Raw genomic sequence first — 19,801 nt, 5'->3', positions numbered from 1 at the left:
CCAGCATCTAGACACATCCTATTTCGTAATGACCGGCTCAACCGGATAATCCATGCCGTGCCAATGTTTCGCACTCATGCTGATCGAGTGAAAAGGAAACGGCATGGATCACCGGGTCAAGCCCGGTGATTACATAGGAGAAACTGCGGGTTTCGCCACACATTTTCGAACTCCAGCTCCGCCGTCCCGGGCGCGACCCGGGACCACAATCGTGTTGCGAAAGGTCCCGGCTCAAAGGCCGGGACGGACACGTATCGAACGGCATTCCGGGAAAATTTGCGCCAAACGACCAAGTCTCCGTTACCGGGCCACTTCCTTTAGCATTTACGGCAATCTGAAAGCCTATTTTAAGTTGCATTCTCTATCTTCTCAGCAATTCTGACATGCGGAGGATCGGGAATGCGGCAGCAGAAATCCTTTGGAAAGCGCGAACACGGTTTCGTCCGGCAAGAGCGGGGACGGTCCCTGCCCCGCCGTCCAATCCACGATACGGTCGAAAGCCATGAAGACCCTGTCCTTGTGCGCTTTGCGACGGCCAAGTCCTGGCCGGCTTATGCTGCCGCGGGAATTACGCTGGCCGTCATAGCGACCACACTTTTCGCTGTTGGCGAGGTTAGCACCATAACACTGCTGATGCTGGTTCCGATGATGACCCTCGTCGGCTTCATCCTGTTTCTGCAGTTCAAGGGCCTGCAACGTGGCATGCAGGGCGAAAAGGAAAAGAGGAAGCGCGCGGTCCGGGCGAAGTATCCACTGGTGCCGATTGCCGGAATGATCGCCGGACTTATCTATTTCATGATCACCAGGGAACAGAGCCTCTTAGACATTGCGGGCTATGACTGGTCCGGGATGTTTGGCCTCAGAACCGATATCGGAAAGAATGAGCCGCTGACGGCACAGTTGTTGGAGACAATGGCCAAGTTCGGCGGTGCCGGGGTCGCCGTGGCCGTCCTTTGGTACAAGGTCACCAAGAAAGAGCCTGCAGACTGACCGGCCCCAAAGACCGGATGACCCTGGCGGCTGAGTTTTAGGAGCTGGATGCCGGACCCTGTATTTGCCAAGGCAATTTGCACAAGAGTACGGGTGCGCGCGTCGGCTCGGTTAAGCGTAAATTTCACAGGATTGAGAACCGCCATACATCAACGCATCCTACGTCAGCTTGCGATTGATGAGGTGCGCCGTGCGACGACCGATTTACGCATTGTGGTTCCGCCCCCGCCCAGATGCGGAGCCATCTGAAAAAACGGACGGAAAAGAGCTCGCGGCCCGCATGGAGCGGTTCTCCGTCGCCACTTTCCCTTTCTATCTGATGCTCTCCTTAAGCGCCGTCCTGGCAACTTTGGGTCTGGTTGCAAACAGCACCGCAACAGTGATTGGAGCAATGATCATTGCGCCCCTGATGGCGCCCATTCTGAGCCTCGCATTTGGCATAGCGACCTACGACTGGGCGCTGATCAGACGCTCGGCTGTCACCGTTCTGGCAGGAACAGTGTGTGTGGTGACGATCGGGTATCTCGGGGTGATGGCTATCGGCGCCCGGATCGTAGGACCGGAGATTCTGGCAAGAACCAGCCCGTCGATGATTGATCTCGCCGTTGCCCTCGCTGCAGGCTGCGCTGGCGCCTATGCGCAAACCCGGCCCAGCATCGCCGATTCCATTGCCGGGGTCGCGATCGCGGTTGCCCTTGTCCCTCCCCTTGCTGTTGCCGGAATTGGCCTGGCCTTGGGCAGCAAGGCAAGCTCTGAGATCGGTCTGCGTCTCGACGAGTTCGGTTTGCAGGATGCGGGCATCGATGTCGCAGCCGGAGGGGCTCTGCTGTTCTTAACGAACCTTGCTGGCATCATTATCGTCGCCGCGCTGGTGTTTCTTTTCCAGAACTATGGCCAGTGGAAGAAGGGTCTCGCCTTACTGATCGTTGCGTCGCTTGGCGGCTATTTCCTTGTGCCTCCGCTCAACACGGCCTTGCACGAAATCTATGTCAAAAACCGTCTCTTGCGGTTGGTGAACAAAAATCTGGAACGGGAACCCACCTTTGGTTCCAAAGGCACTGAGGTGCGGATCCAAACGGTCAATGTGGGCTATCGCAACGACCATTTGTTCATCCGGGTCGACCTTCTAGCCGACCGCCAAAAACTGGCGCAAGCACAAGAGTATTTGGAACGTTTCAGTGCCCAGCTGGCAAAGGACATTGGCGAAGACGTTCTTATAGAGGTCGACATCGGCGCCATAGATGTCATACGCCTACGCGCACTCGGCCGCGGGAGTTGATGTTTCCGCGCCATAACCACACGCATGACCCGACTAACCCGACCGGCACAGCAAAACCATCAATCCTGATCATCAGTGTCGGATTTCAACGCCTCACCTGGAGTTTCGGGGTCCGTCCGTTTTAACGGTTTCAAGGCCACGCACATCTGACGAATGTGAGATGTTCTTCTTCCGCCGTACTGTGCCATAATGTCCTCCCATGGATTTGCCGTTCACCTGTCCAAAGGATAACCGTCGGTCTGTGCCAGTGGCGTGATCGGCATCACACATGAGCGGAAATGGACCTTCCGGACCATTACAGTTTTGACAGGAGACAGGTCATTTTCTCAGATAACCGGTCTTGCATCGCGGACCGGCCCCAGCCACAACTCGTCCATTGCCAAACCTTGCTGGACGCACCGATGACCCAACCCGTTGATGCTGCAGACCGCCGCGCGATCCGCCCGGTGATTTGTTATCCGAACGATACTCTGCCTGCCCCTGACCTGCCGCTCTATGCAAAGGCGCGCGAAGGGGCTGAAAAGATTGGTGAGGTGACGGTGCCGCCACGGGAAGCGGCGAGCATTGAAGTCCCGGCCGGATGTTTCTTGAAGATCACCTCGATTGAAGGCCCACAGGTAGGTGACCTCAATCTTTTCAACAGCGCCGATCTCACCGAACGGTTTTATTCCGGCAAGACCCGGGCTCTCCATGGCACGCATGTGACCACCGGCGATCGTCTCTGGTCGAACTTCCCGACCCTGCGCCCGCTGGCAACGGTCACCACCGATACCCTCGACTGGTATGGCATCGATGAATTCGGCGGCTCGGTGCACGATGTTATCGGCACCCGCTGCGACCCGTATACCGGCCGTGCGCTTGGCGGTCCTGATTATCACCATTGCTGCCATTCCAATTTGACCCGCGCGCTCGCTCAGACCAGAGGCATGAGCCTGCAAGACGCGGAACAACATGTGCATGATGTCCTGAATGTCTTCATGTGCACCGGTTTCACACGGGACACTGGTCAGTACTTCATGAAAGCCAGCCCAGTGCGGCCGGGCGATTATCTGGAACTTTTTGCCGAAATCGGATTGCTCGCCGTCATGAGCGCGTGTCCAGGCGGCGACTGCGGATCTGAACATTCCAGCGACACCGCGCCCTGCCATCCAATGCTCATGGAAGTCTTCAAGCCGCAGGATGGCCGTCTGGATGAATGGCAATCGCCAGATATCAATCCGTATGATCGCAGCCACGGGCTCTGACGCATGGGAATTGATTGGAAATTTTAGACAAGCGGCGGCAAAGTGTGTTCCGGATCACCAAAAAGAGTGACTGCAAAGACTAACTTGTGCGTGTGCCGTCGGTTTTGACTGTACTGACGTGCATGAATTGTTGCTGATGAGGCACAAATATCGGCTGATATAGGTCGATCACAGATACGTGAGATGGAAGACGCGCCTCGATTACGCCAATAGTGTTAACGGTACGGCAAGGACGTCTTTTTATCTTGAAGACATGGATTCGCCTCTCCGTCAGGAGGCTGGGTACTTACGGGGAAATGTTATGAGAAAACTTTTTTATTTGGTTTTGGCAGTCGCGATCAGCGCGATCATGTTCGAAACCCCGGCCAGTGCGCAAGGAACGTACTTCGATCCGGTGAGCAAACGCTGGCTCACCATGAAATATCATCCAGGCGGGCCGTCCCCGATCAAGCGCAAGCGCGTGCGTTATGACGGTCCTTACAGCCCGGGCACGATTGTCATCGACACGTCCGAGCGCCGCCTTTACCACATCCTGGACAATGGCCGCGCCATGAAATACGGCGTGGGTGTCGGCAAGGAAGGCTTCCAGTGGGCCGGGACACACCGCGTAACCCGCAAGGCTGAGTGGCCGAGCTGGACACCTCCGGCGCAAATGCGGGCGCGCGAGCGTGCCAAGGGCCGGATCCTTCCGGCGCACATGAAAGGCGGCCCGAACAACCCGATGGGCGCACGCGCGCTTTACATCGGCAACACCTTGTACCGCATTCACGGCACCACGGAACCGTGGACGATCGGCTCAGCGGTCTCTTCCGGCTGCATCCGGATGGCAAATGAAGACGTCATCCATCTTTACAAGAGCGTAGATGTCGGCGCGAAAATCGTCGTGAAGCGCTGATCTGTCAGCCGCATGTCATCAAGGAAAGGCCGGGGCATCCCGGCCTTTTTTATTTGCCAATAGCTTGTCCAATCAGCACCGACGCGGCCGCGTGTGCGTCGCGGGCCGGTGTTTGGGAGTACCCCATGCGCGCTGCAACGATTGCGCCCTCGATCAAAAGCATCAACTGGCGCCCCAATTGATCCGGCAGATCTGCACTGGCAGCCTTGGCCAGGCCAATCAAGTCGTTCAGCAGGAGCCGTTTGTGTTCGCGGGCCTGCGCCGGGATCGCCGCTTCACCGTCAGAGAACTCCGAGGCTGCCTTGATGAACAGGCAGCCATGAAAATCCGGCTGGTCGAACCATTCCTGCAACAGATCGAAAACCGCCAAGAGTTGCTGATCTGGCGCTCCTGAGAACCGGTCAAGTTTCCGGTGCATCCAGTTGCGGAACGTCTCATCCCGCAGCCGCAAGGTCGCCAGGATCAGTTCATCCTTGTTGCGGAAGTGCTTGAACATTGTGGTCTTGCTGATACCGGTCTCAGCCACAAGCGCATCCATACCGGTCGCCTGAAATCCATCCCGATCGAAAATCTCTTGGGCTTTATGGACCAGTTCATCGCGTTTACTCGGGCGCATGCTCACTCCTATGTGTACTGATCTGTATATATATTAAGATTGACTTTCCATTCAAACTAAATTTTTGAAATCCAGTATTATTCATTTATTACAGATATTTATTTGAGTTTAGATGAATTTCAAAGCGCGCGAGCTCAAAAAATATGTCTGACTCCCCTTGATTAAATGAACAGATCTGTACATATAAAAACCATCAAAGTGGACAGATCGGTACATCATCAGATTGGAGACCCGTCATGGCACGCGCATTATCAACCATTGCCTTCACCCCGGCTGTTCGGGCGCGGCAAACGGAAGAAGGTTCCCGGGAGGCTTACGCCCCGCTCGATCTTCCGGAGGCAGACAACGGCGATCGGCTGGGCCCAGCAGAAGCTGCCTTCATCTCCGAACGCGATGGCTTCTATCAGGCAACCGTTTCCGAGACCGGCTGGCCCTACGTTCAGTTTCGCGGCGGCCCCCGCGGGTTCTTGAAGGTTCTGGATGAAAAGACGCTGGCCTATGCGGACTTTCGCGGCAACCGGCAGTACATCAGCTCCGGAAACCTCAAAGAAAATGACCGTGTATCCCTGATCCTGATGGATTACCCAAACCGTCGCCGTCTGAAAGTCTGGGCGCGGGCCCGGCAGATTGATGCCAAGGACGATCCGAACCTTATCGCGACCTTGCGCGAAGATGGATATCGCGGTCTGCCAGAACGCGCCGTCGTCCTGACGATCGAAGCCCTCGACTGGAACTGTCCGCAGCACATTCCAAAGCGCTACACGCTGGAAGAACTCGCCCCGGACATTCTGGCTCTTAAAAACCGCATTTCAGAGCTCGAAGCGGAAAACGCGGAACTCAAAGACTTCCTGAAACCCACACCCTAAAGCCTGACGCCGGCAGTTTCCGGCGACCCACTACAATAGGAGACTTCCCATGTCGCTGATTACCAGAACCCTTTCGGCTGCCTTGTTGGCAGCGGCCTTGATCACACCAATAGCGTCATCCAACGCCTCAGAGCGCGCCTCCACGTTTGGGACCAAGTTTGGATACGAAACGATTGACGGGTTGCGGATTGCTTATCGGGAAGCCGGAGACCCGGCCAATCCGACTGTGCTGCTGCTGCACGGCTTTCCGACCTCGTCGCACATGTTCCGCAACCTGATTCCGGACCTTGCCGCGGACTATCACGTGATCGCACCTGACTTTCAGGGATTCGGCGCATCCGACATGCCGTCCGCCGAGACCTATGATTACACGTTCGACAACCTGGCCGGTACGATCGAAGAACTTTTGGAGCGCAAGAACATTGAGAATTATGCACTCTACCTGATGGACTATGGCGCGCCGGTTGGGTACCGCCTGTTCGCCGATGCGCCGGAAAAGGTCACGGGTTTTATCATCCAAAACGGCAACGCCTATGAAGAGGGACTGCCGGAGTTCTGGGATCCAATTCGGGCCTATTGGACAGATCCGTCAGAGGAAAATGCAGCGCCTCTGCGCGCGTTCCTCGGGATCGAAGGCACCAAATGGCAATTCACCCACGGAACCCGTAACCCGGATGCCATCAGCCCGGACAATTACTGGCACGTTCAATACCTTTTGGATCGTCCCGGAAATGCCGAGGTTCAACTGGAGCTGTTCTATGATTACCGGACCAACCTGACGCTCTATCCGGAATGGCAGGCTTTGTTCCGCGAGCATCAGCCGCCTGCCCTCGTGGTCTGGGGCAAGAATGATCAGATCTTCCCGGCGGAAGGCGCTCACCCCTATCGGCAGGACCTGACCAACGTCGAGTTCCATCTTCTCGATACCGGGCACTTTGCTCTTGAAGAAGACGGCGCGTTCATAGCCGAAGAAATTCGGGATTTTCTGGAGCGCGAAGTCACCCCGTAACCAAACAGCGGTGGCGCGGTGAAAACCGCGCTGCCCTTTGGCCTTTGTTCGAACTGCTACGGGGCAGGTACGATCTGCACTTCACCATCATGCAAGAAACACCCTAAGTCGAACCTGGAGAGATCACAGGGGTTTGGCTGGCGAACATCTTCAAAATCGGGCAACGTTTTGCTGGAATTTTCAAAGCCACGACCAATCTGCGCCAAGAAAACCATCTTGCAGCCGCTGCTTTTTGCGAACTGCGTTAGGACATGCAACTGCTCGTCCAATGACGGTGTTGCCCGGCTTTGGTCCAGGAGTTGAAGGTAATCAATGAGGACAATTGAGCAGCCCGGCGCTTTCTGCAGGCGGGCGACAATATGATCGGCACAAATCTGGTCAGATACATCAATGATGGGAGACCGTGGCGACTGATTGCCACTCTCCCATGTGCGCGCAAACTCAGCCCGGATCTGTTCCTCGGTGTAGTCCAGAGAAAATACGGCGACCGGTCCACCTGCAACTGCCGCTCTGGCCACAAGCTCCAAACCGAGTTTGGTTTTACCTTGTCGCGGTCTGCCCCCGACGAGCAATGTATGCCCGGGGCGCATTTGATTGAGCACTTGGATATGCAGCGGATCAGTTTTGTATCTGCTCGCAAGAAGGCTCCAGCTCCGAAATCCTTCGAGTTGAGCGACCCGGTCCAGTGCCCTGTGAAGAGGAATCCCCTCGTCTCGCACCAGCTGATGCGCACGCTTTTTCAAACGGAAAATCGGAGTCGATAAGGTATTCATGTCATGACCTCCTGAAGCCATGCCAAATGCAATCCCTCCTCATGCAGCGCATGTTCAGTCGATCAGAAAAGGGTACGGCTCTGCAGGTTTACTGCTGCTCCATTGGAGGGGGACGGCGCGAGCCTCGCCTTAAGAACTTCATACCCGATTCCCCCTTTGCATGTCACCGAACAACAGTTTGCAGCAACGTGCACGGATTACCGGCTGAGGCCCTTCTCACCGAGTTCCTGCAAATACCCGCCCCAGTGCTTTGACCGATCCGTTGCCAGTTCCAGGAGATAGGTCCAGCTGAAAATTCCGGAATTGTGCAGGTCGTCGAAATGAATGCGGACGGCATAGTTGCCCACCGGATCAATCTTCATGATCCCGACGTTTTTCTTGCCCGGGACGGTTTTCTTTTGCGAGGGAGCGTGACCCTTTACCTCCGCCGACGGTGAACACACCCGCAGATATTCCGCGCTCAACTCGTGTTGCTCCCCGTCGTTAAAAGCAACAGTCAACGTTTTGCGATCCTTGGAAACCCTGAGTTCGGTTGGCCAGGGTGCGGAAGAGTCGGTCATTTTGTATGTGTCCGGTTAGGCTGAATTTGGTGGCGCGACGATACCGGGCAAAAACAACGGGTCAAGCTGCATCTTGTCCCGCTGATTTCACATCCTCATAACCGTCGAGCGCAGCCTGGCGGGCCTTTCCGTGATCCACGATCGGATACGGGTAGGTCTCGCCAAGCTGGACGCCTGCTTCCCGCAGGACACTGGCCGGGGCCTCGAAGGGTGAAAATAGGTGTTTTGTCGGCAGCTTGGCCAATTCCGGCACCCAGCGGCGCACGTATTTGCCGTCCGGATCGAATTTCGGTCCCTGCGAAATCGGATTGAAGATCCGGAAATATGGTGCCGCATCCGCCCCAGACCCGGCCACCCACTGCCAGCTTGCAGAGTTGTTGGCAAGATCAGCATCGACCAGCGTGTCGCGGAACCAGGTCTCTCCATGCTTCCAGTGGAGACGGAGATGCTTGACCAGGAAACTGCCAGCCAGCATACGGACCCGATTGTGCATATAGCCCGTGTGCCAGAGTTCGCGCATCCCGGCATCGACCATCGGATACCCAGTCAATCCCTTTTGCCATTTTGTGAGATCCTCCGCACTCTCCCGCCAAGGGTATGCGTCGAAGGCAGGCCGCCAGTTTTTCTCCGGCAATTGCGGGAAATGATAGAGGAGATGATAGGAAAACTCGCGCCAGGCAATTTCCGATAGGAACTTGTGTCCGTCGCTGGAAAGGCTGGATTTGCGTGCGGTTGCATGCTGGGTTGCCGACCACACCTGCCTCGGCGAGATATCGCCAAAATGAAGGTGCGGCGACAAACGTGAGACGTTGGGCAAGTCCGGCCGGTTGCGCTTGTCGCCATAGCCGGACAATCCGTGATCCAGAAATTCGATCAGACGGTCTTTGGCGCCGGCTTCCCCAGGCTGCCAGATGTCTTCCCAGCCTTCGGCCCAGTTCGGCTTGGTCGGCAGCAACTTCAGATCGGACAAGCTATCGCCTTCGTCGTAGGCGGCGAAGTCAATCTCCTCTGGGGCCGGCAAGGGATCCGGCACGCTTATTTGTTGAGCCGCCTTCCAGAACGGCGAGTAGACTTTGTAGGGGCCACCGGTCTTAGTTTCGACATCCCAGGGCTCAAACAGCAGGGAGGCCTTAAAACTCTTGGCATCGATCAGGTCCGTTTTCAGGGCCCCTTTCAGCGCACTGTCGCGTTCGATGGCATGCGGCTCATAACAGCGGTTCCAGTAGACAGCATCTGCGCCGGTCTCCTGAACGAGTTCCGGGATCAGATGCCGCGCGCTGCCGCGCAGAAAGACAAGACCCGGGAGGTCTTCCTTCAGCGCCGCCAAGCTATGATGCAGCCACCACCGGCTGGCGCCGCCCAAGGGATGGCCATCGCCAGATTGATCCGGTGTTTCAAGAATATAGACCGGCAACACCGGGCCGCGCCGAGTTGCTTCATGAAGGGCCGGATTGTCCGAAACACGCAAGTCTTGCCGGAACCAAACGATTGTAGTCATAACGCCTCTTAAGTGTGTCTCTTTCCTACGCGGCCGTCCTTCTTCAGATCAATTTTTCTCTGACTTTAAAGGCACATGCTCCCAAAAACCGAACGGCTGGCATCACATCTTGATTTAGTTCGATTTCGTATTATATAGTACGATATCGCATCATACAGGAGCCTTCCATGTCAGTTTCCCGCCGCAAAACGCTCGCCCTCCTTGGAGGTGGTCTGATAGTTGCCGCCACCGCATCGGCCGGCACATTTCTCGCAACCCGGACTCCAGAAAAGGCGCTCAAACCGTGGAGCAGCGCGGGCGGATACGAAGATCCGCGGCTGTTTGCGCTGTCTTACGCCTTGCTTGCTCCAAACCCGCATAACCGGCAGCCCTGGCTGATCGAGTTGACTGACAAGGACACATTCCGGCTGCACAGAGATCCGGCGCGGGATCTCCCTCACACTGACCCTTATCACCGGCAGATCTTCATTGGTCTCGGTTGCTTCCTGGAGCAAATGGCCATTGCCGCTAGCCTCAAAGGCTTTTCGACTGAGATTTCGCTCTTTCCAGAGGGAACTGATGGTCCAATCGCGGACGTTGTGTTGATCGACGGGGCGGACGCAGATCCATTGGGTGCGCATATCATGGACCGCCGGTCTTGCAAGGAGCCCTTTCAGAACACGCCGGTTCCAGATGCCATGGCGGCGCAACTCCAGACCTATGGCTCGGTCTGGACCAATCCGGCGGATGTTAAATGCATCAAGGACCTGACATGGCAGGCCTGGCTAACGGAAATGAACACCCACCGGACCTTGAAGGAAAGCGTCGATTTGATGCGCTTCGGCAAAGCAGAAATCAATGCAAATCCGGACGGTATTGATCTCGGCGGTCCGTTCCTGGAAAGCCTCATGGTGGCAGGTCTTCTGACCAAGGACAGTCAGCTGGATCCGGCGTCCACAGGATTTCAGGAGGGCGTGAAAATGTACCAGGCAATGCTCCATGCAACGCCCGCCTATATCAGCCTGACAACGCCGGCAAACACGCGGCAGGATCAGATAGAGGCTGGCCGCCGCTGGCTGAGGCTCAACCTGGACACGACACGTCTCGGATTGGCGCTTCACCCGGTGAGCCAGGCGCTGCAGGAGTTTGATGAAATGACCCCGCATCATGCTGAAGCGCACCGCCTGCTTGCCAAACCCGGAGAAACTGTTCAGATGCTTGGACGATTGGGATTCGGGCCGCAAACCGCCCGCACGCCGCGCTGGCCCCTCGAAACACGGATGATGAATGGATAACGCGTCCCGGCATACGCTGTTCAGTTTTTTCAATGAAATCGGCATTATCGCCCAATTGAGCCGGGCTACGATGGAAGCCCGGCTGCCGAAGGGCCTGACCCTGCCCCACTTCAGCGTGATCAATCACCTGATACGGGTCAAGGACGGTCAAACCCCGCTTGCCCTTGCCAAAGCTTTTCAGGTCCCCAAGACGACGATGACCCACACGCTAAGCGGCTTGCTGGATCATGGCTTGGTTGACATGCGCCCCAACCCAAAAGACGGCCGCAGCAAAACAGTCTGGCTCACCGAAGCCGGGCGACAATTCCGAGAGACGGCCATCCGCTCGATCGACCCGGACATGTCGGCAATAAAATCGGCGATACCGGAAGAAAAAATCGCTGAAATTCTGCCGCTTCTGGCGGAAATCCGCAGTTTCATGGACGCTTATCGAGACGAGAATTAAGGGGCAAGGCTGCGCATAAAGTTTGCTCGCGATTGACAGAACTACACTAACCAGTTTACCCATAATTCGGAACTGTACCATTTGGCTCCGGTTTTATTTGAAAACATGCCGGTTTGTTCCATATGATGCAGGAGCGGGCGAAGACCCGCCGTCAAAGACAATTCTGAGGGAGAGCGGAACGTGACAGACGGCAATATCGTGGTTTCGAAACCGGCGGCACCAGAGACATCCGCAAGGCCCAAACCGATGATCGATCCCTTTGGCCGCGCCGTTTCCTATCTGCGGGTCTCCGTAACAGACCGCTGTGATTTCCGCTGCGTGTACTGCATGGCAGAGGACATGACGTTCCTGCCGAAGCGCGAAGTCCTCAGCCTTGAAGAGCTGGACCGCTTGTGCACAGCTTTCATCGAAAAAGGTGTCCGCAAGCTGCGCCTGACGGGCGGTGAACCGCTGGTGCGCAAAAATATCATGAGCCTGATCCGCAGCCTCGGGCGGCATCTGGACAGCGGCGCTCTGGAGGAGCTGACGCTCACCACCAACGGATCCCAGCTGGCCCGCTTTGCCCACGAGCTTTATGATTGCGGTGTCCGCCGGATCAATGTTTCCATCGACACGCTCGATCCGCAAAAATTCAAGGCAGTCACCCGCTGGGGCGACCTTGCCAAAGTCATGGACGGCATTCGCGTTGCCAAGGAAGCCGGGCTTGCCATCAAGATCAATATGGTCGCGCTCAAACAAGTGAATGAGCATGAAATTGAGAGCATGATGACCTGGTGCCATGAGCATGGGTACGATCTCACAATGATCGAGACCATGCCGCTCGGCGAGATCAACGAAGATCGCACCGATCAGTATCTACCGCTCTCCACCGTGCGCCAACGCCTTTCCGAACGCTTCACCCTGACGGACATCCCTTATAAAACCGGTGGTCCGGCGCGCTATGTCACGGTTGAGGAAACCGGCGGTCGCCTCGGCTTCATCACGCCGATGACCCACAATTTCTGCGAAAGCTGCAACCGGGTCCGCGTGACCTGCACGGGCCAGCTTTACATGTGCCTGGGTCAGGATGACATGGCGGATCTGCGTGCGCCTCTCAGGGCCTCGGAAGGCAACGAACTGCTGAGTGACGCAATCGACGAGGCCATTGGGCGCAAGCCAAAGGGGCACGACTTTGTTATTGACCGGGAGCGCAATCAGCCGGCGGTGTCCCGGCATATGAGCGTGACGGGCGGCTAATCTCAGGCCTCGTTCGTTCCGGAAAAACAGAAACGCGAAGCAGCACGAAGCATATTGCGCGGCAGTTTAACCGCGCAGCAACGGCAAACGTGCCTAGTGATTGCTTACCGGTCTTCATATGGTGTGTCTTGACGCTCGCCAAGAAAAACGGCGAGCACACACGCCAGTCCGAAAACGCCTCCGACAACCATGACCAGGATCATCGGCATCTCACCACCACCGGCAATGTCGGCCGAGAACATATAGGCGACGGCACTTGAGACCAGCGCACCAGCGCCAACCTGGAGAAAACTGAGCATTCCGGATGCCGTGCCGGCAAGATCAGGGCGGATGCTCACAGCTCCGGAGATGGCGCTTGGAATGCCAAGCCCATTGCCCAGGCCGATGAAAAACATCGGCAGGAAAAACAACGCCCCGGTAAGGCTGTCCGTCAACGTCCCAAGGACAAGAAGCGATACCCCAAAGACACCTGTGATCACACCAAGTGCGATCATCCGGGCAAGCCCTACACGAGCTGCAATTCGGCCGGTTATGAAGTTCCCGATGATATAGCCGATTGAGACCACCATCAGATAAAGGCCGATTTCCGCAGGCGCCATATTGAACACACCGGCCGCCACAAACGGGGCGCCGCCGAGATAGGCAAAGTACAGCCAGGCCATAAAGGTCGATGCTCCGCAATACACCCAGAACATCTTCACCTTGAACAAGTCCGCGTAGCCCTGCCCTATCTGCTTCAGACTGACAGCTTTCTTGTGCTGATTGGTCTCGGGAAGGAACAGCCAGGCACAAATGGTCACGCCGATCCCAAAAACCAGCATCAACACAAAACCGCCCCGCCAACCGTAATGCGCGTCGAGAAAACCGCCGATCGCGGGCCCGATGGTCGGCGCGACGGCCATGCCCATCGCGACATAACCGATCATGCTGGCTGCCTTATCACGTCCGTAGACGTCTCGAACGATGGCACGGGCCAGAACGAGACCGGCCCCGCCGCCGATCGCTTGAACAATCCGGGCAGCTATCAGGGCTTCAACTGTCGGTGCCATCAAACACAATACGCTGCCGATAACGAACAGCACCATTCCGGCAACAACAACAGGGCGCCTGCCGAACTGATCGGAGATCGGCCCCAAAAAAATCTGCGCTCCAGCAATTGCGATGAAATAGAACGCCAATGTGAGCTGAATCTCAGCAGCGGTGGCCGAGAACGCACTCATCATGCCATCGACCGACGGCAGATAGATGTTCATCGCAAAGGGAGACAATGTCGAAATGCCCATGAGCATGACAACAAACGCGATCCGTTTGGGTTCCCGGGTTGTATGCGCAGTCAGATCTGAGGCCATTTCAAAGTGTTCTTTTCGCTGAACGCAGACCTTAGGAAGGCGCTCTCAAAAAATCAATCTTATTAATTGAAGACGACATCAACTATCGCGATAGTTGCATATCATCTTGTGTCCGCTGCGCCAGCTTTGCGCTCCCGGAAAAAGCTGTAGGTGCCGGAAGCGATGACGATAGCAATGCCTACCAATGTGATTCCATCCGGGACATCGTCCCACACAATGTAGCCCAGAAAAATCGCCCAGACGACAATGGTGTACCGGAAGGGCGCAACCACGGCGATGTCCCCAAGCCGCATCGCCAGAATAATGAAGACGTATCCAGCCAGGACAAAAACAGCCGCCCCGCCGAGATAGCCGTATTCTACCAAAGACAGGTCCGTCCAGCCGGATTGCACGGTCAACACGGTACCAAGCAGCGTCACGGCAATAAAACTAACCAAAGCGACACCGAGAGTCGGGACATCCTTTGGCAACTGACGGGTTGCAAGATCCCGCAGCGCCATGCAGCCAACACCTGCCAGCGCCAGAAGGGAGAACGCATTGAAGCCCTCCAACCCCGGCCGGATGATCAATAACACACCGATCAGACCAACAAGGATCGCGCTCCATCGGCGCCACCCAACCGCGTCTTTTAGGAAAACCGCTGCTGCGGCTGTTACCACGAGCGGCAACACTTGAAGAATCGCAGTCGCATTGGCGATCGGCAACTGGAAGAGCGCCGTCAAGTATAGGATGGTGGCCGCTGTCTCTGCGAGTGCCCTAACCAGAACCGCAGGATGCGCCATAACACGCGCATTGTGAAACAGCCCGGTCACGGCACCGGCAACGCCCAGCGCGGCGATGCAGATCAAACCACGTACCAGAATGATCTGTCCGAGCGGCACCGCGTCAGAAGCCATCTTGACCAGCGTATCGTTCAAGATGAAGCCGGCCATGGCGATCAGCATCGCTGCAATCGCCCGGCTGTTGCTCGGATGGTCCATAAAAATGCCTTTAAAAAAAATTCGGGCAGGAACACCGCCCCTGCCCGATCCAAACTAAACTATTGCGCTGACTATTCAAAAACAATCGCGGGTGCTGCGCGATCTGCACCGTCCGTCCCGCCTTCGATGCCTGCCATCACTTTGCCCGCGATCTCTTTGTAGATTTGCGCAGACTGGCCTTCCGGATCAGACACAACGATTGGCGTTCCTGCATCGGACGTCTCACGGATCTTCATCGCCAACGGCACCTCTCCTAGGAAAGGCACCCCAAGCCGCTCAGCGTCGGCGCGTGCGCCCCCGTGGCCGAAGATGTCATGGCGGCTGCCGCAATCCGGGCAGAGGAAGTAGCTCATGTTTTCAACGATGCCGAGAACCGGCACGTCGACCTTTTTGAACATGGCAAGCCCTTTGCGGGCATCAATCAAGGCAAGATCTTGCGGCGTCGAGACAATAACTGCCCCTGCGAGCGGCACTTGTTGGGCCATTGTGAGCTGCGCATCGCCGGTTCCAGGAGGCATATCGACCACGAGGACATCGAGCTCACCCCAGGCAACCTCGCGCAGCATCTGAGTGAGCGCGGAGATCACCATAGGACCACGCCAGATCATCGGGGTTTCTTCTTCCACCATGAAGCCCATGGACATCACCTTGACGCCATAGCCTTCCAACGGCTTGAGCATGCGGCCGGACAAGGCTTCCGGACGTCCGGAAACATTGAAAAGCCGCGGCACGGACGGTCCATAAATGTCGGCATCGAGAACACCGACCTTTAAACCATTCGCGGCCATGCCCAGCGCGAGGTTCGCAGTTGTGGTCGATTTGCCAACACCGCCCTTTCCGGACGCCACGGCAACAATGTGTTTAATCCCCGGAACACCCGGTTTGGCGGAGGCCTGTTCTTCTTGCGGGGGTCTTGGTGCTCGCGGCGCAGGCGCTGGCTGCGGCGGACGTGCGGGGGCACTACCGGGCGCGCGTTCCGCAGTCAGGGCAACCATGGCATTTTCAACACCCTCAACTTCCTTCACGACTTTCTCGGCCGCCTGACGCAAAGGTTCCAGTTCCTGAGCTCGCGCAGCTGGGACGGTAATGGAAAACGCGACACGGCCATCGGACACGAAGACGTCTGAAACCAGTCCAAGCGAGACGATGTCGCCCTCCAGGTCAGGCCCTTTGATTTGGCGCAGCCGGTCCATCACGGCGTTTTTTATGGTTTCACTCATCTATGCGTCCTGTCGGTCTCAGGTGATCGCAGCGCTCCTCCGCTGATGTGCCATATCGGCCCTAAATCACCTTATTCTATGATTTTCACCTCTTAAGGTGATTTCCTTCTGTTTCTTAGGGTTGATGATTGCGCGTTACAAGGTGTGTTGAGCGCTCAACATTGTCCCCCTTGCGGAGAGAGGACAATGTTGTCCTTGCCCCTCCCCAGGCAGCCCGGATAGTTTCGGCCCTGTCGCCTGAACAACCACCTTTCGAGAAAACATATGACCACCTGTCTGATTACCGCCATCAATCGCGGAATTGGCCGCGAACTTGTCGCCGCCGCTCTTGCTAAGGGCTGGACTGTGTATGGGTCTGTCCGGTCAGCGGAGGCCGCCCGCGAAGTCACTGAAGCCTTCGACGGCAAAGTCTCGCCACTCGTGTTTGACGTCACCGATCACAAGGCCGTGGAAGCAGCTGCCGAAGCGCTCGAGGCGCCAATCGACGTCTTGATCAACAATGCAGGTATTATCGGCCCTGACCGGCAAAGCCCACTCGATATGGACTACGACGGTTTTCACGAGACACTGGCAATCAACACGCTTGGGCCCCTTGCCGTCAGTCAGTCATTCCTGCCGCACCTCTTGAAAGATGACCCCGGTACAATTGTCACGGTTTCCAGCCAGATGTCCTGGATGGGGTATCGAAAATCTGACCGGATTGCCTACCGAGCTTCCAAAGCGGCCGTGAACAAGGTCATGCAGGGATTGGCGACGGAGCTCGAAGAAGAAGGTATTCCGGTCGCCTTGATCGATCCGGGCTGGGTTCGCACTGATATGGGCGGACCGGAGGCCGACAATTGCCCGGCCGATGTCGCATCCGGTATTCTGGCTCTTTGCGAAAGCCTGACGTTGAAGGACACCGGCAAGTTCTTCAAATGGAGCGGCGAAGAACGGCCCTTCTAAAAGACGAACAACGCACCAACAAACTAGCGGATCATTCGATGTCCTGGCCCCTACCCCTTACCTTGACCGGTACACATGTCTCTCTCGTTCCTCTCAGCCTTGAACACGCCGATGATCTTTCGGAAGCTTCGGCCGAAGGGGATTTATGGAAGGCCTGGTATACGAGCATTCCGAAGCCTGAAGACGTTCGAACAGAAATAGAGCGGCGCCTGGGATTGCAGGACGCCGGATCGATGTTGCCTTTTGCGGTTCTCACACCGGATGGCAAGGCGGTCGGCATGACGACATACATGAACATCGACCCGGTTCACAAACGTGTCGAGATCGGCTCCACCTGGTATCGCAAGTCTGTTCAACGATCCGGCCTCAACACAGAGTGCAAGCTGATGCTGCTCACGCACGCCTTTGAAGAGCTGGACTGTATAGCGGTGGAGTTCCGGACCCACGTCTTGAATCGGCAGAGCCGGACAGCCATCGAGCGGCTTGGCGCACGCCTTGATGGCGTGTTGCGGTCCCACCAAAGATCCGCAGATGGTGCATTGAGGGATACGGCGGTCTATTCGATTCTTCCACACGAATGGCCAGCAGTTAAAAACGGCCTAATGTTCAAGCTGTCGCGAGACATCTGAGCCGCTTTCACACAAGAAGATCAGCCAATGTATTTGTGCACAGGTTTCTTGATGCTGATCTTTTGAATCAACAGCACCGGAATCGTCAGACCAAAGAGAGGACCTGTCGAAAACAGGTCCTCTTCTTCCAATTTGATTCAAATTTTAAGCAAATGTGAGGAATTGAAGCGCAGGCTGGTCTTATCGGGGATTGGATGGGACACGAGCAATGGAACTCTACCGGGCCTGCTACCGCAGCAAGATCAAATGGGACAACATGCGCTTGCCCCTGCCGGATGAAATCGACAAGACCTTGTTGCGCATTCGGCGCATCAACCGCCGTGCAGGTGTGACCGGGGCTTTGCTTCTTGTCGATCAACACATTATTCAGGTTCTGGAAGGCTACACCGGACCGGTACTCGACACTGTGTACTGTGTCATGAACGATCCTCGCCTCCACGACATTGAGGGCATCATTCACGAGCCGGCCGATTACCGATTGTTTCCGAACTCGCTGATGTTCTTCCGCGATCTGACGGATGGCATTGCTGCATCCCGGCATGCAGAACTCCGCCCACTTCTTGATCATCCAGGTGAAGTCACCCGCGATGAGGCTTATCTGGCGCTCAGCCACTTCGCCAAGGAGCTGCGCGAAGGTCGGATGACCAACGACATGTTGATGATCTGAGCCCCGACCCGAACTCCAAAGAGAACGGTTTGCGGCTGAACTGATCTGGCCATCTCCGCATCGTGCGGACTAGGGTGTGGTTCCCTTTCCTTGGAATCACATTTTCATGTCCGCCGCACACCCGTCCTTCCAGTCCTTTTCTGCCGGACTGCTCGCCGCAATTGTCGGCTTTGCCAGTTCCTTCGCCATCGTCATCCAGGGGCTGAATGCCACCGGAGCCACGCCCGCAGAGGCAACCAGCGGCCTGATGGCCCTGTCCATCTCCATGGGCCTTTGCGCTGTCGTTGCATCGCTCTGGACAAAGATCCCGGTCAGCATTGCCTGGTCCACCCCCGGTGCAGCCTTGCTTGCATCCGCCGGCGCAGTCGACGGCGGATTTCCGGCCGCAGTTGGAGCCTTCCTTGTCTGCGCAGTCCTGATCATTCTCGCAGGCCTGATCCGCCCTTTTGGGCGCGCCGTGGCAGCGATCCCTAGTCCACTTGCAAATGCCATGCTGGCGGGCGTTCTCTTCGGGCTGTGTCTTGCGCCGGTGCGGGCAGTTGGCGAAATGCCGGTCTATGCATTAGCGGTGATCCTGACGTGGGCAGTTGCTGTCCGTTTCGCCAGGCTTTACGCCGTCCCGCTTGCCATGGTCGTCACCTTCGGCATTGCGTTTTTGACCGGTGGGTCGCTTTCTCTTGGTGAAACACCTCTCATCAGCCAACCGCTTGTTATCTTGCCCGTGTTCACTTTCGAGGCACTGGTCAGCATCGCACTGCCGCTTTTTATCGTGACGATGGCATCTCAGAATATACCGGGCATCGCGGTCTTGAGGGCCTTTGGCTACCAACCGAACAGCAGCTCTTTGTTTACACTGTCCGGTGTGTTCAGCTTGGTATCGGCCCCGTTCGGCGGGCACGGCGTAAACCTTGCCGCAATCACGGCCGCCATGTGCGCCGGTGAAGATGCGCACAAGGATCCAGCCGCCCGCTATTGGGCGGCCGTGTTCGCAGGTGTGATTTATATCCTGTTCGGTCTCTTCGCCGGTTTGGTTATGGCTTTCGTGGCCGCAACACCTGGCATCTTGATTGAAGCCGTCGCAGGTCTTGCCTTGCTTGGCGCGCTTGCGTTTTCAATCGGTGAAGCGACCAAAGAGGCCGAAACGCGGGACAGCGCGATCATCACCTTTGCAATCACTGCCTCCGGTGTCAGCTTCTTCGGGGTATCCGGCGCCTTTTGGGGACTTCTTGCAGGCGGGGCTTTCATGGCACTTATGCGGTTTCGAAAACACACTTAAGTGCTTGCCCTTCTCCCTTTGGCTCCCATAGTCTTCCAGACGAAACAACT

20 protein-coding genes are annotated in these 19,801 nt (G+C 56.5%); 13 read left to right on the top strand and 7 right to left on the bottom strand.

The genetic code is table 11. The annotated features are described in order from the left end of the window. Window positions 1–399 precede the first annotated feature (399 nt). The 4 genes from ACQY4Z_RS22720 to ACQY4Z_RS22705 all read left to right on the top strand — a co-directional run bounded on the left by ACQY4Z_RS22720 (window position 400) and on the right by ACQY4Z_RS22705 (window position 4,408). A complete protein-coding gene (locus tag ACQY4Z_RS22720) occupies window positions 400–990 on the top strand; it encodes a hypothetical protein (RefSeq protein WP_428525085.1) in 591 nt (196 codons plus the stop codon). A 190-nt stretch (window positions 991–1,180) separates the two neighbouring features. Then, the gene (locus tag ACQY4Z_RS22715; RefSeq protein WP_428525083.1) at window positions 1,181–2,269 is read left to right on the top strand and encodes a DUF389 domain-containing protein; all 1,089 of its coding nucleotides are present in this window, start codon (window positions 1,181–1,183) and stop codon (window positions 2,267–2,269) included. 401 nt (window positions 2,270–2,670) lie between these two features. Then, window positions 2,671–3,513 (top strand): urea carboxylase-associated family protein, encoded by an 843-nt coding sequence (locus ACQY4Z_RS22710; RefSeq protein ID WP_428525081.1) that lies wholly within the window; start codon window positions 2,671–2,673, stop codon window positions 3,511–3,513. Window positions 3,514–3,814: 301 nt separating this feature from the next. Beyond that, complete coding sequence (locus ACQY4Z_RS22705; protein WP_133947053.1) at window positions 3,815–4,408, top strand: L,D-transpeptidase; 594 nt, start codon at window positions 3,815–3,817, stop codon at window positions 4,406–4,408. Between the two features lie 49 nt (window positions 4,409–4,457). Here ACQY4Z_RS22705 and ACQY4Z_RS22700 read toward each other — a convergent pair whose 3' ends face one another. After that, on the bottom strand, window positions 4,458–5,024 hold the full coding sequence (locus tag ACQY4Z_RS22700; RefSeq protein WP_428525079.1) for a TetR/AcrR family transcriptional regulator: 567 nt from the start codon (window positions 5,022–5,024) through the stop codon (window positions 4,458–4,460). A gap of 236 nt (window positions 5,025–5,260) precedes the next feature. Between ACQY4Z_RS22700 and ACQY4Z_RS22695 the strand changes: the two genes are divergently transcribed. Together ACQY4Z_RS22695 and ACQY4Z_RS22690 are read left to right on the top strand one after the other, a co-directional pair. Beyond that, a complete protein-coding gene (locus tag ACQY4Z_RS22695; protein ID WP_428525077.1) occupies window positions 5,261–5,890 on the top strand; it encodes a pyridoxamine 5'-phosphate oxidase family protein in 630 nt (209 codons plus the stop codon). A gap of 49 nt (window positions 5,891–5,939) precedes the next feature. Beyond that, on the top strand, window positions 5,940–6,899 hold the full coding sequence (locus ACQY4Z_RS22690) for an alpha/beta fold hydrolase (protein WP_428525075.1): 960 nt from the start codon (window positions 5,940–5,942) through the stop codon (window positions 6,897–6,899). A gap of 56 nt (window positions 6,900–6,955) precedes the next feature. On the opposite strand, the gene ACQY4Z_RS22685 is transcribed toward ACQY4Z_RS22690, so the two are convergent. The 3 genes from ACQY4Z_RS22685 to ACQY4Z_RS22675 form a co-directional block, all read right to left on the bottom strand. Beyond that, a complete protein-coding gene (locus tag ACQY4Z_RS22685) occupies window positions 6,956–7,672 on the bottom strand; it encodes a DNA helicase (protein ID WP_428525073.1) in 717 nt (238 codons plus the stop codon). A gap of 197 nt (window positions 7,673–7,869) precedes the next feature. After that, a complete protein-coding gene (locus ACQY4Z_RS22680; RefSeq protein ID WP_055671644.1) occupies window positions 7,870–8,232 on the bottom strand; it encodes a gamma-butyrobetaine hydroxylase-like domain-containing protein in 363 nt (120 codons plus the stop codon). A gap of 61 nt (window positions 8,233–8,293) precedes the next feature. Then, the gene (locus ACQY4Z_RS22675; RefSeq protein WP_428525071.1) at window positions 8,294–9,730 is read right to left on the bottom strand and encodes a cryptochrome/photolyase family protein; all 1,437 of its coding nucleotides are present in this window, start codon (window positions 9,728–9,730) and stop codon (window positions 8,294–8,296) included. Window positions 9,731–9,897: 167 nt separating this feature from the next. On the opposite strand from ACQY4Z_RS22675, the gene ACQY4Z_RS22670 reads away from it, so the two are divergent. The 3 genes from ACQY4Z_RS22670 to moaA all read left to right on the top strand — a co-directional run bounded on the left by ACQY4Z_RS22670 (window position 9,898) and on the right by moaA (window position 12,685). Next, complete coding sequence (locus tag ACQY4Z_RS22670) at window positions 9,898–11,004, top strand: Acg family FMN-binding oxidoreductase (RefSeq protein ID WP_428525069.1); 1,107 nt, start codon at window positions 9,898–9,900, stop codon at window positions 11,002–11,004. Beyond that, a complete protein-coding gene (locus tag ACQY4Z_RS22665; protein ID WP_428525067.1) occupies window positions 10,997–11,449 on the top strand; it encodes a MarR family winged helix-turn-helix transcriptional regulator in 453 nt (150 codons plus the stop codon). Before ACQY4Z_RS22670 ends, ACQY4Z_RS22665 begins: the two co-directional genes overlap by 8 nt. Window positions 11,450–11,695: 246 nt before the next feature. Next, on the top strand, window positions 11,696–12,685 hold the full coding sequence (moaA, locus tag ACQY4Z_RS22660) for a GTP 3',8-cyclase MoaA (protein WP_428529647.1): 990 nt from the start codon (window positions 11,696–11,698) through the stop codon (window positions 12,683–12,685). A 104-nt stretch (window positions 12,686–12,789) separates the two neighbouring features. On the opposite strand, the gene ACQY4Z_RS22655 is transcribed toward moaA, so the two are convergent. The 3 genes from ACQY4Z_RS22655 to ACQY4Z_RS22645 form a co-directional block, all read right to left on the bottom strand. Next, a complete protein-coding gene (locus tag ACQY4Z_RS22655) occupies window positions 12,790–14,034 on the bottom strand; it encodes a multidrug effflux MFS transporter (RefSeq protein WP_428525065.1) in 1,245 nt (414 codons plus the stop codon). Window positions 14,035–14,135: 101 nt separating this feature from the next. Next, entirely contained in the window at window positions 14,136–15,014 is an 879-nt protein-coding gene (locus ACQY4Z_RS22650) for a DMT family transporter (protein ID WP_428525063.1), read from the bottom strand. A 71-nt stretch (window positions 15,015–15,085) separates the two neighbouring features. Then, window positions 15,086–16,234, bottom strand: coding sequence for an Mrp/NBP35 family ATP-binding protein (locus ACQY4Z_RS22645; RefSeq protein ID WP_428525061.1), 1,149 nt, complete (start codon window positions 16,232–16,234; stop codon window positions 15,086–15,088). 264 nt (window positions 16,235–16,498) lie between these two features. Here ACQY4Z_RS22645 and ACQY4Z_RS22640 point away from each other — a divergent pair, with 264 nt between their 5' ends. From ACQY4Z_RS22640 to ACQY4Z_RS22625, 4 genes are all read left to right on the top strand, one after another. Beyond that, window positions 16,499–17,179 (top strand): SDR family oxidoreductase, encoded by a 681-nt coding sequence (locus tag ACQY4Z_RS22640; RefSeq protein WP_428525059.1) that lies wholly within the window; start codon window positions 16,499–16,501, stop codon window positions 17,177–17,179. Between the two features lie 38 nt (window positions 17,180–17,217). Beyond that, complete coding sequence (locus ACQY4Z_RS22635; RefSeq protein WP_428525057.1) at window positions 17,218–17,808, top strand: GNAT family N-acetyltransferase; 591 nt, start codon at window positions 17,218–17,220, stop codon at window positions 17,806–17,808. Window positions 17,809–18,016: 208 nt separating this feature from the next. Beyond that, a complete protein-coding gene (locus ACQY4Z_RS22630; protein ID WP_133947703.1) occupies window positions 18,017–18,475 on the top strand; it encodes a BLUF domain-containing protein in 459 nt (152 codons plus the stop codon). Window positions 18,476–18,581: 106 nt separating this feature from the next. Beyond that, window positions 18,582–19,751, top strand: coding sequence for a benzoate/H(+) symporter BenE family transporter (locus ACQY4Z_RS22625; RefSeq protein ID WP_428525055.1), 1,170 nt, complete (start codon window positions 18,582–18,584; stop codon window positions 19,749–19,751). The last annotated feature ends 50 nt before the right edge of the window (window positions 19,752–19,801 follow it).

Origin of the sequence: Roseibium sp., from assembly GCF_965276855.1 — a bacterium.
Lineage (GTDB): Bacteria > Pseudomonadota > Alphaproteobacteria > Rhizobiales > Stappiaceae > Roseibium.
Note: the sequence above shows the minus strand (reverse complement) of the source record. Positions and strands in the feature narration are given on the sequence as shown.

Coding starts and splice junctions, on each gene's coding strand:
- ACQY4Z_RS22720 (WP_428525085.1), top strand. CDS start 400: ATGCGGCAGCAGAAATCCTTTGGAAAGCGCGAACACGGTTTCGTCCGG.
- ACQY4Z_RS22710 (WP_428525081.1), top strand. CDS start 2,671: ATGACCCAACCCGTTGATGCTGCAGACCGCCGCGCGATCCGCCCGGTG.
- ACQY4Z_RS22705 (WP_133947053.1), top strand. CDS start 3,815: ATGAGAAAACTTTTTTATTTGGTTTTGGCAGTCGCGATCAGCGCGATC.
- ACQY4Z_RS22700 (WP_428525079.1), bottom strand. CDS start 5,024: ATGCGCCCGAGTAAACGCGATGAACTGGTCCATAAAGCCCAAGAGATT.
- ACQY4Z_RS22695 (WP_428525077.1), top strand. CDS start 5,261: ATGGCACGCGCATTATCAACCATTGCCTTCACCCCGGCTGTTCGGGCG.
- ACQY4Z_RS22690 (WP_428525075.1), top strand. CDS start 5,940: ATGTCGCTGATTACCAGAACCCTTTCGGCTGCCTTGTTGGCAGCGGCC.
- ACQY4Z_RS22685 (WP_428525073.1), bottom strand. CDS start 7,672: ATGAATACCTTATCGACTCCGATTTTCCGTTTGAAAAAGCGTGCGCAT.
- ACQY4Z_RS22680 (WP_055671644.1), bottom strand. CDS start 8,232: ATGACCGACTCTTCCGCACCCTGGCCAACCGAACTCAGGGTTTCCAAG.
- ACQY4Z_RS22675 (WP_428525071.1), bottom strand. CDS start 9,730: ATGACTACAATCGTTTGGTTCCGGCAAGACTTGCGTGTTTCGGACAAT.
- ACQY4Z_RS22670 (WP_428525069.1), top strand. CDS start 9,898: ATGTCAGTTTCCCGCCGCAAAACGCTCGCCCTCCTTGGAGGTGGTCTG.
- ACQY4Z_RS22665 (WP_428525067.1), top strand. CDS start 10,997: ATGGATAACGCGTCCCGGCATACGCTGTTCAGTTTTTTCAATGAAATC.
- moaA (WP_428529647.1), top strand. CDS start 11,696: ATGATCGATCCCTTTGGCCGCGCCGTTTCCTATCTGCGGGTCTCCGTA.
- ACQY4Z_RS22655 (WP_428525065.1), bottom strand. CDS start 14,034: ATGGCCTCAGATCTGACTGCGCATACAACCCGGGAACCCAAACGGATC.
- ACQY4Z_RS22650 (WP_428525063.1), bottom strand. CDS start 15,014: ATGGACCATCCGAGCAACAGCCGGGCGATTGCAGCGATGCTGATCGCC.
- ACQY4Z_RS22645 (WP_428525061.1), bottom strand. CDS start 16,234: ATGAGTGAAACCATAAAAAACGCCGTGATGGACCGGCTGCGCCAAATC.
- ACQY4Z_RS22640 (WP_428525059.1), top strand. CDS start 16,499: ATGACCACCTGTCTGATTACCGCCATCAATCGCGGAATTGGCCGCGAA.
- ACQY4Z_RS22635 (WP_428525057.1), top strand. CDS start 17,218: ATGTCCTGGCCCCTACCCCTTACCTTGACCGGTACACATGTCTCTCTC.
- ACQY4Z_RS22630 (WP_133947703.1), top strand. CDS start 18,017: ATGGAACTCTACCGGGCCTGCTACCGCAGCAAGATCAAATGGGACAAC.
- ACQY4Z_RS22625 (WP_428525055.1), top strand. CDS start 18,582: ATGTCCGCCGCACACCCGTCCTTCCAGTCCTTTTCTGCCGGACTGCTC.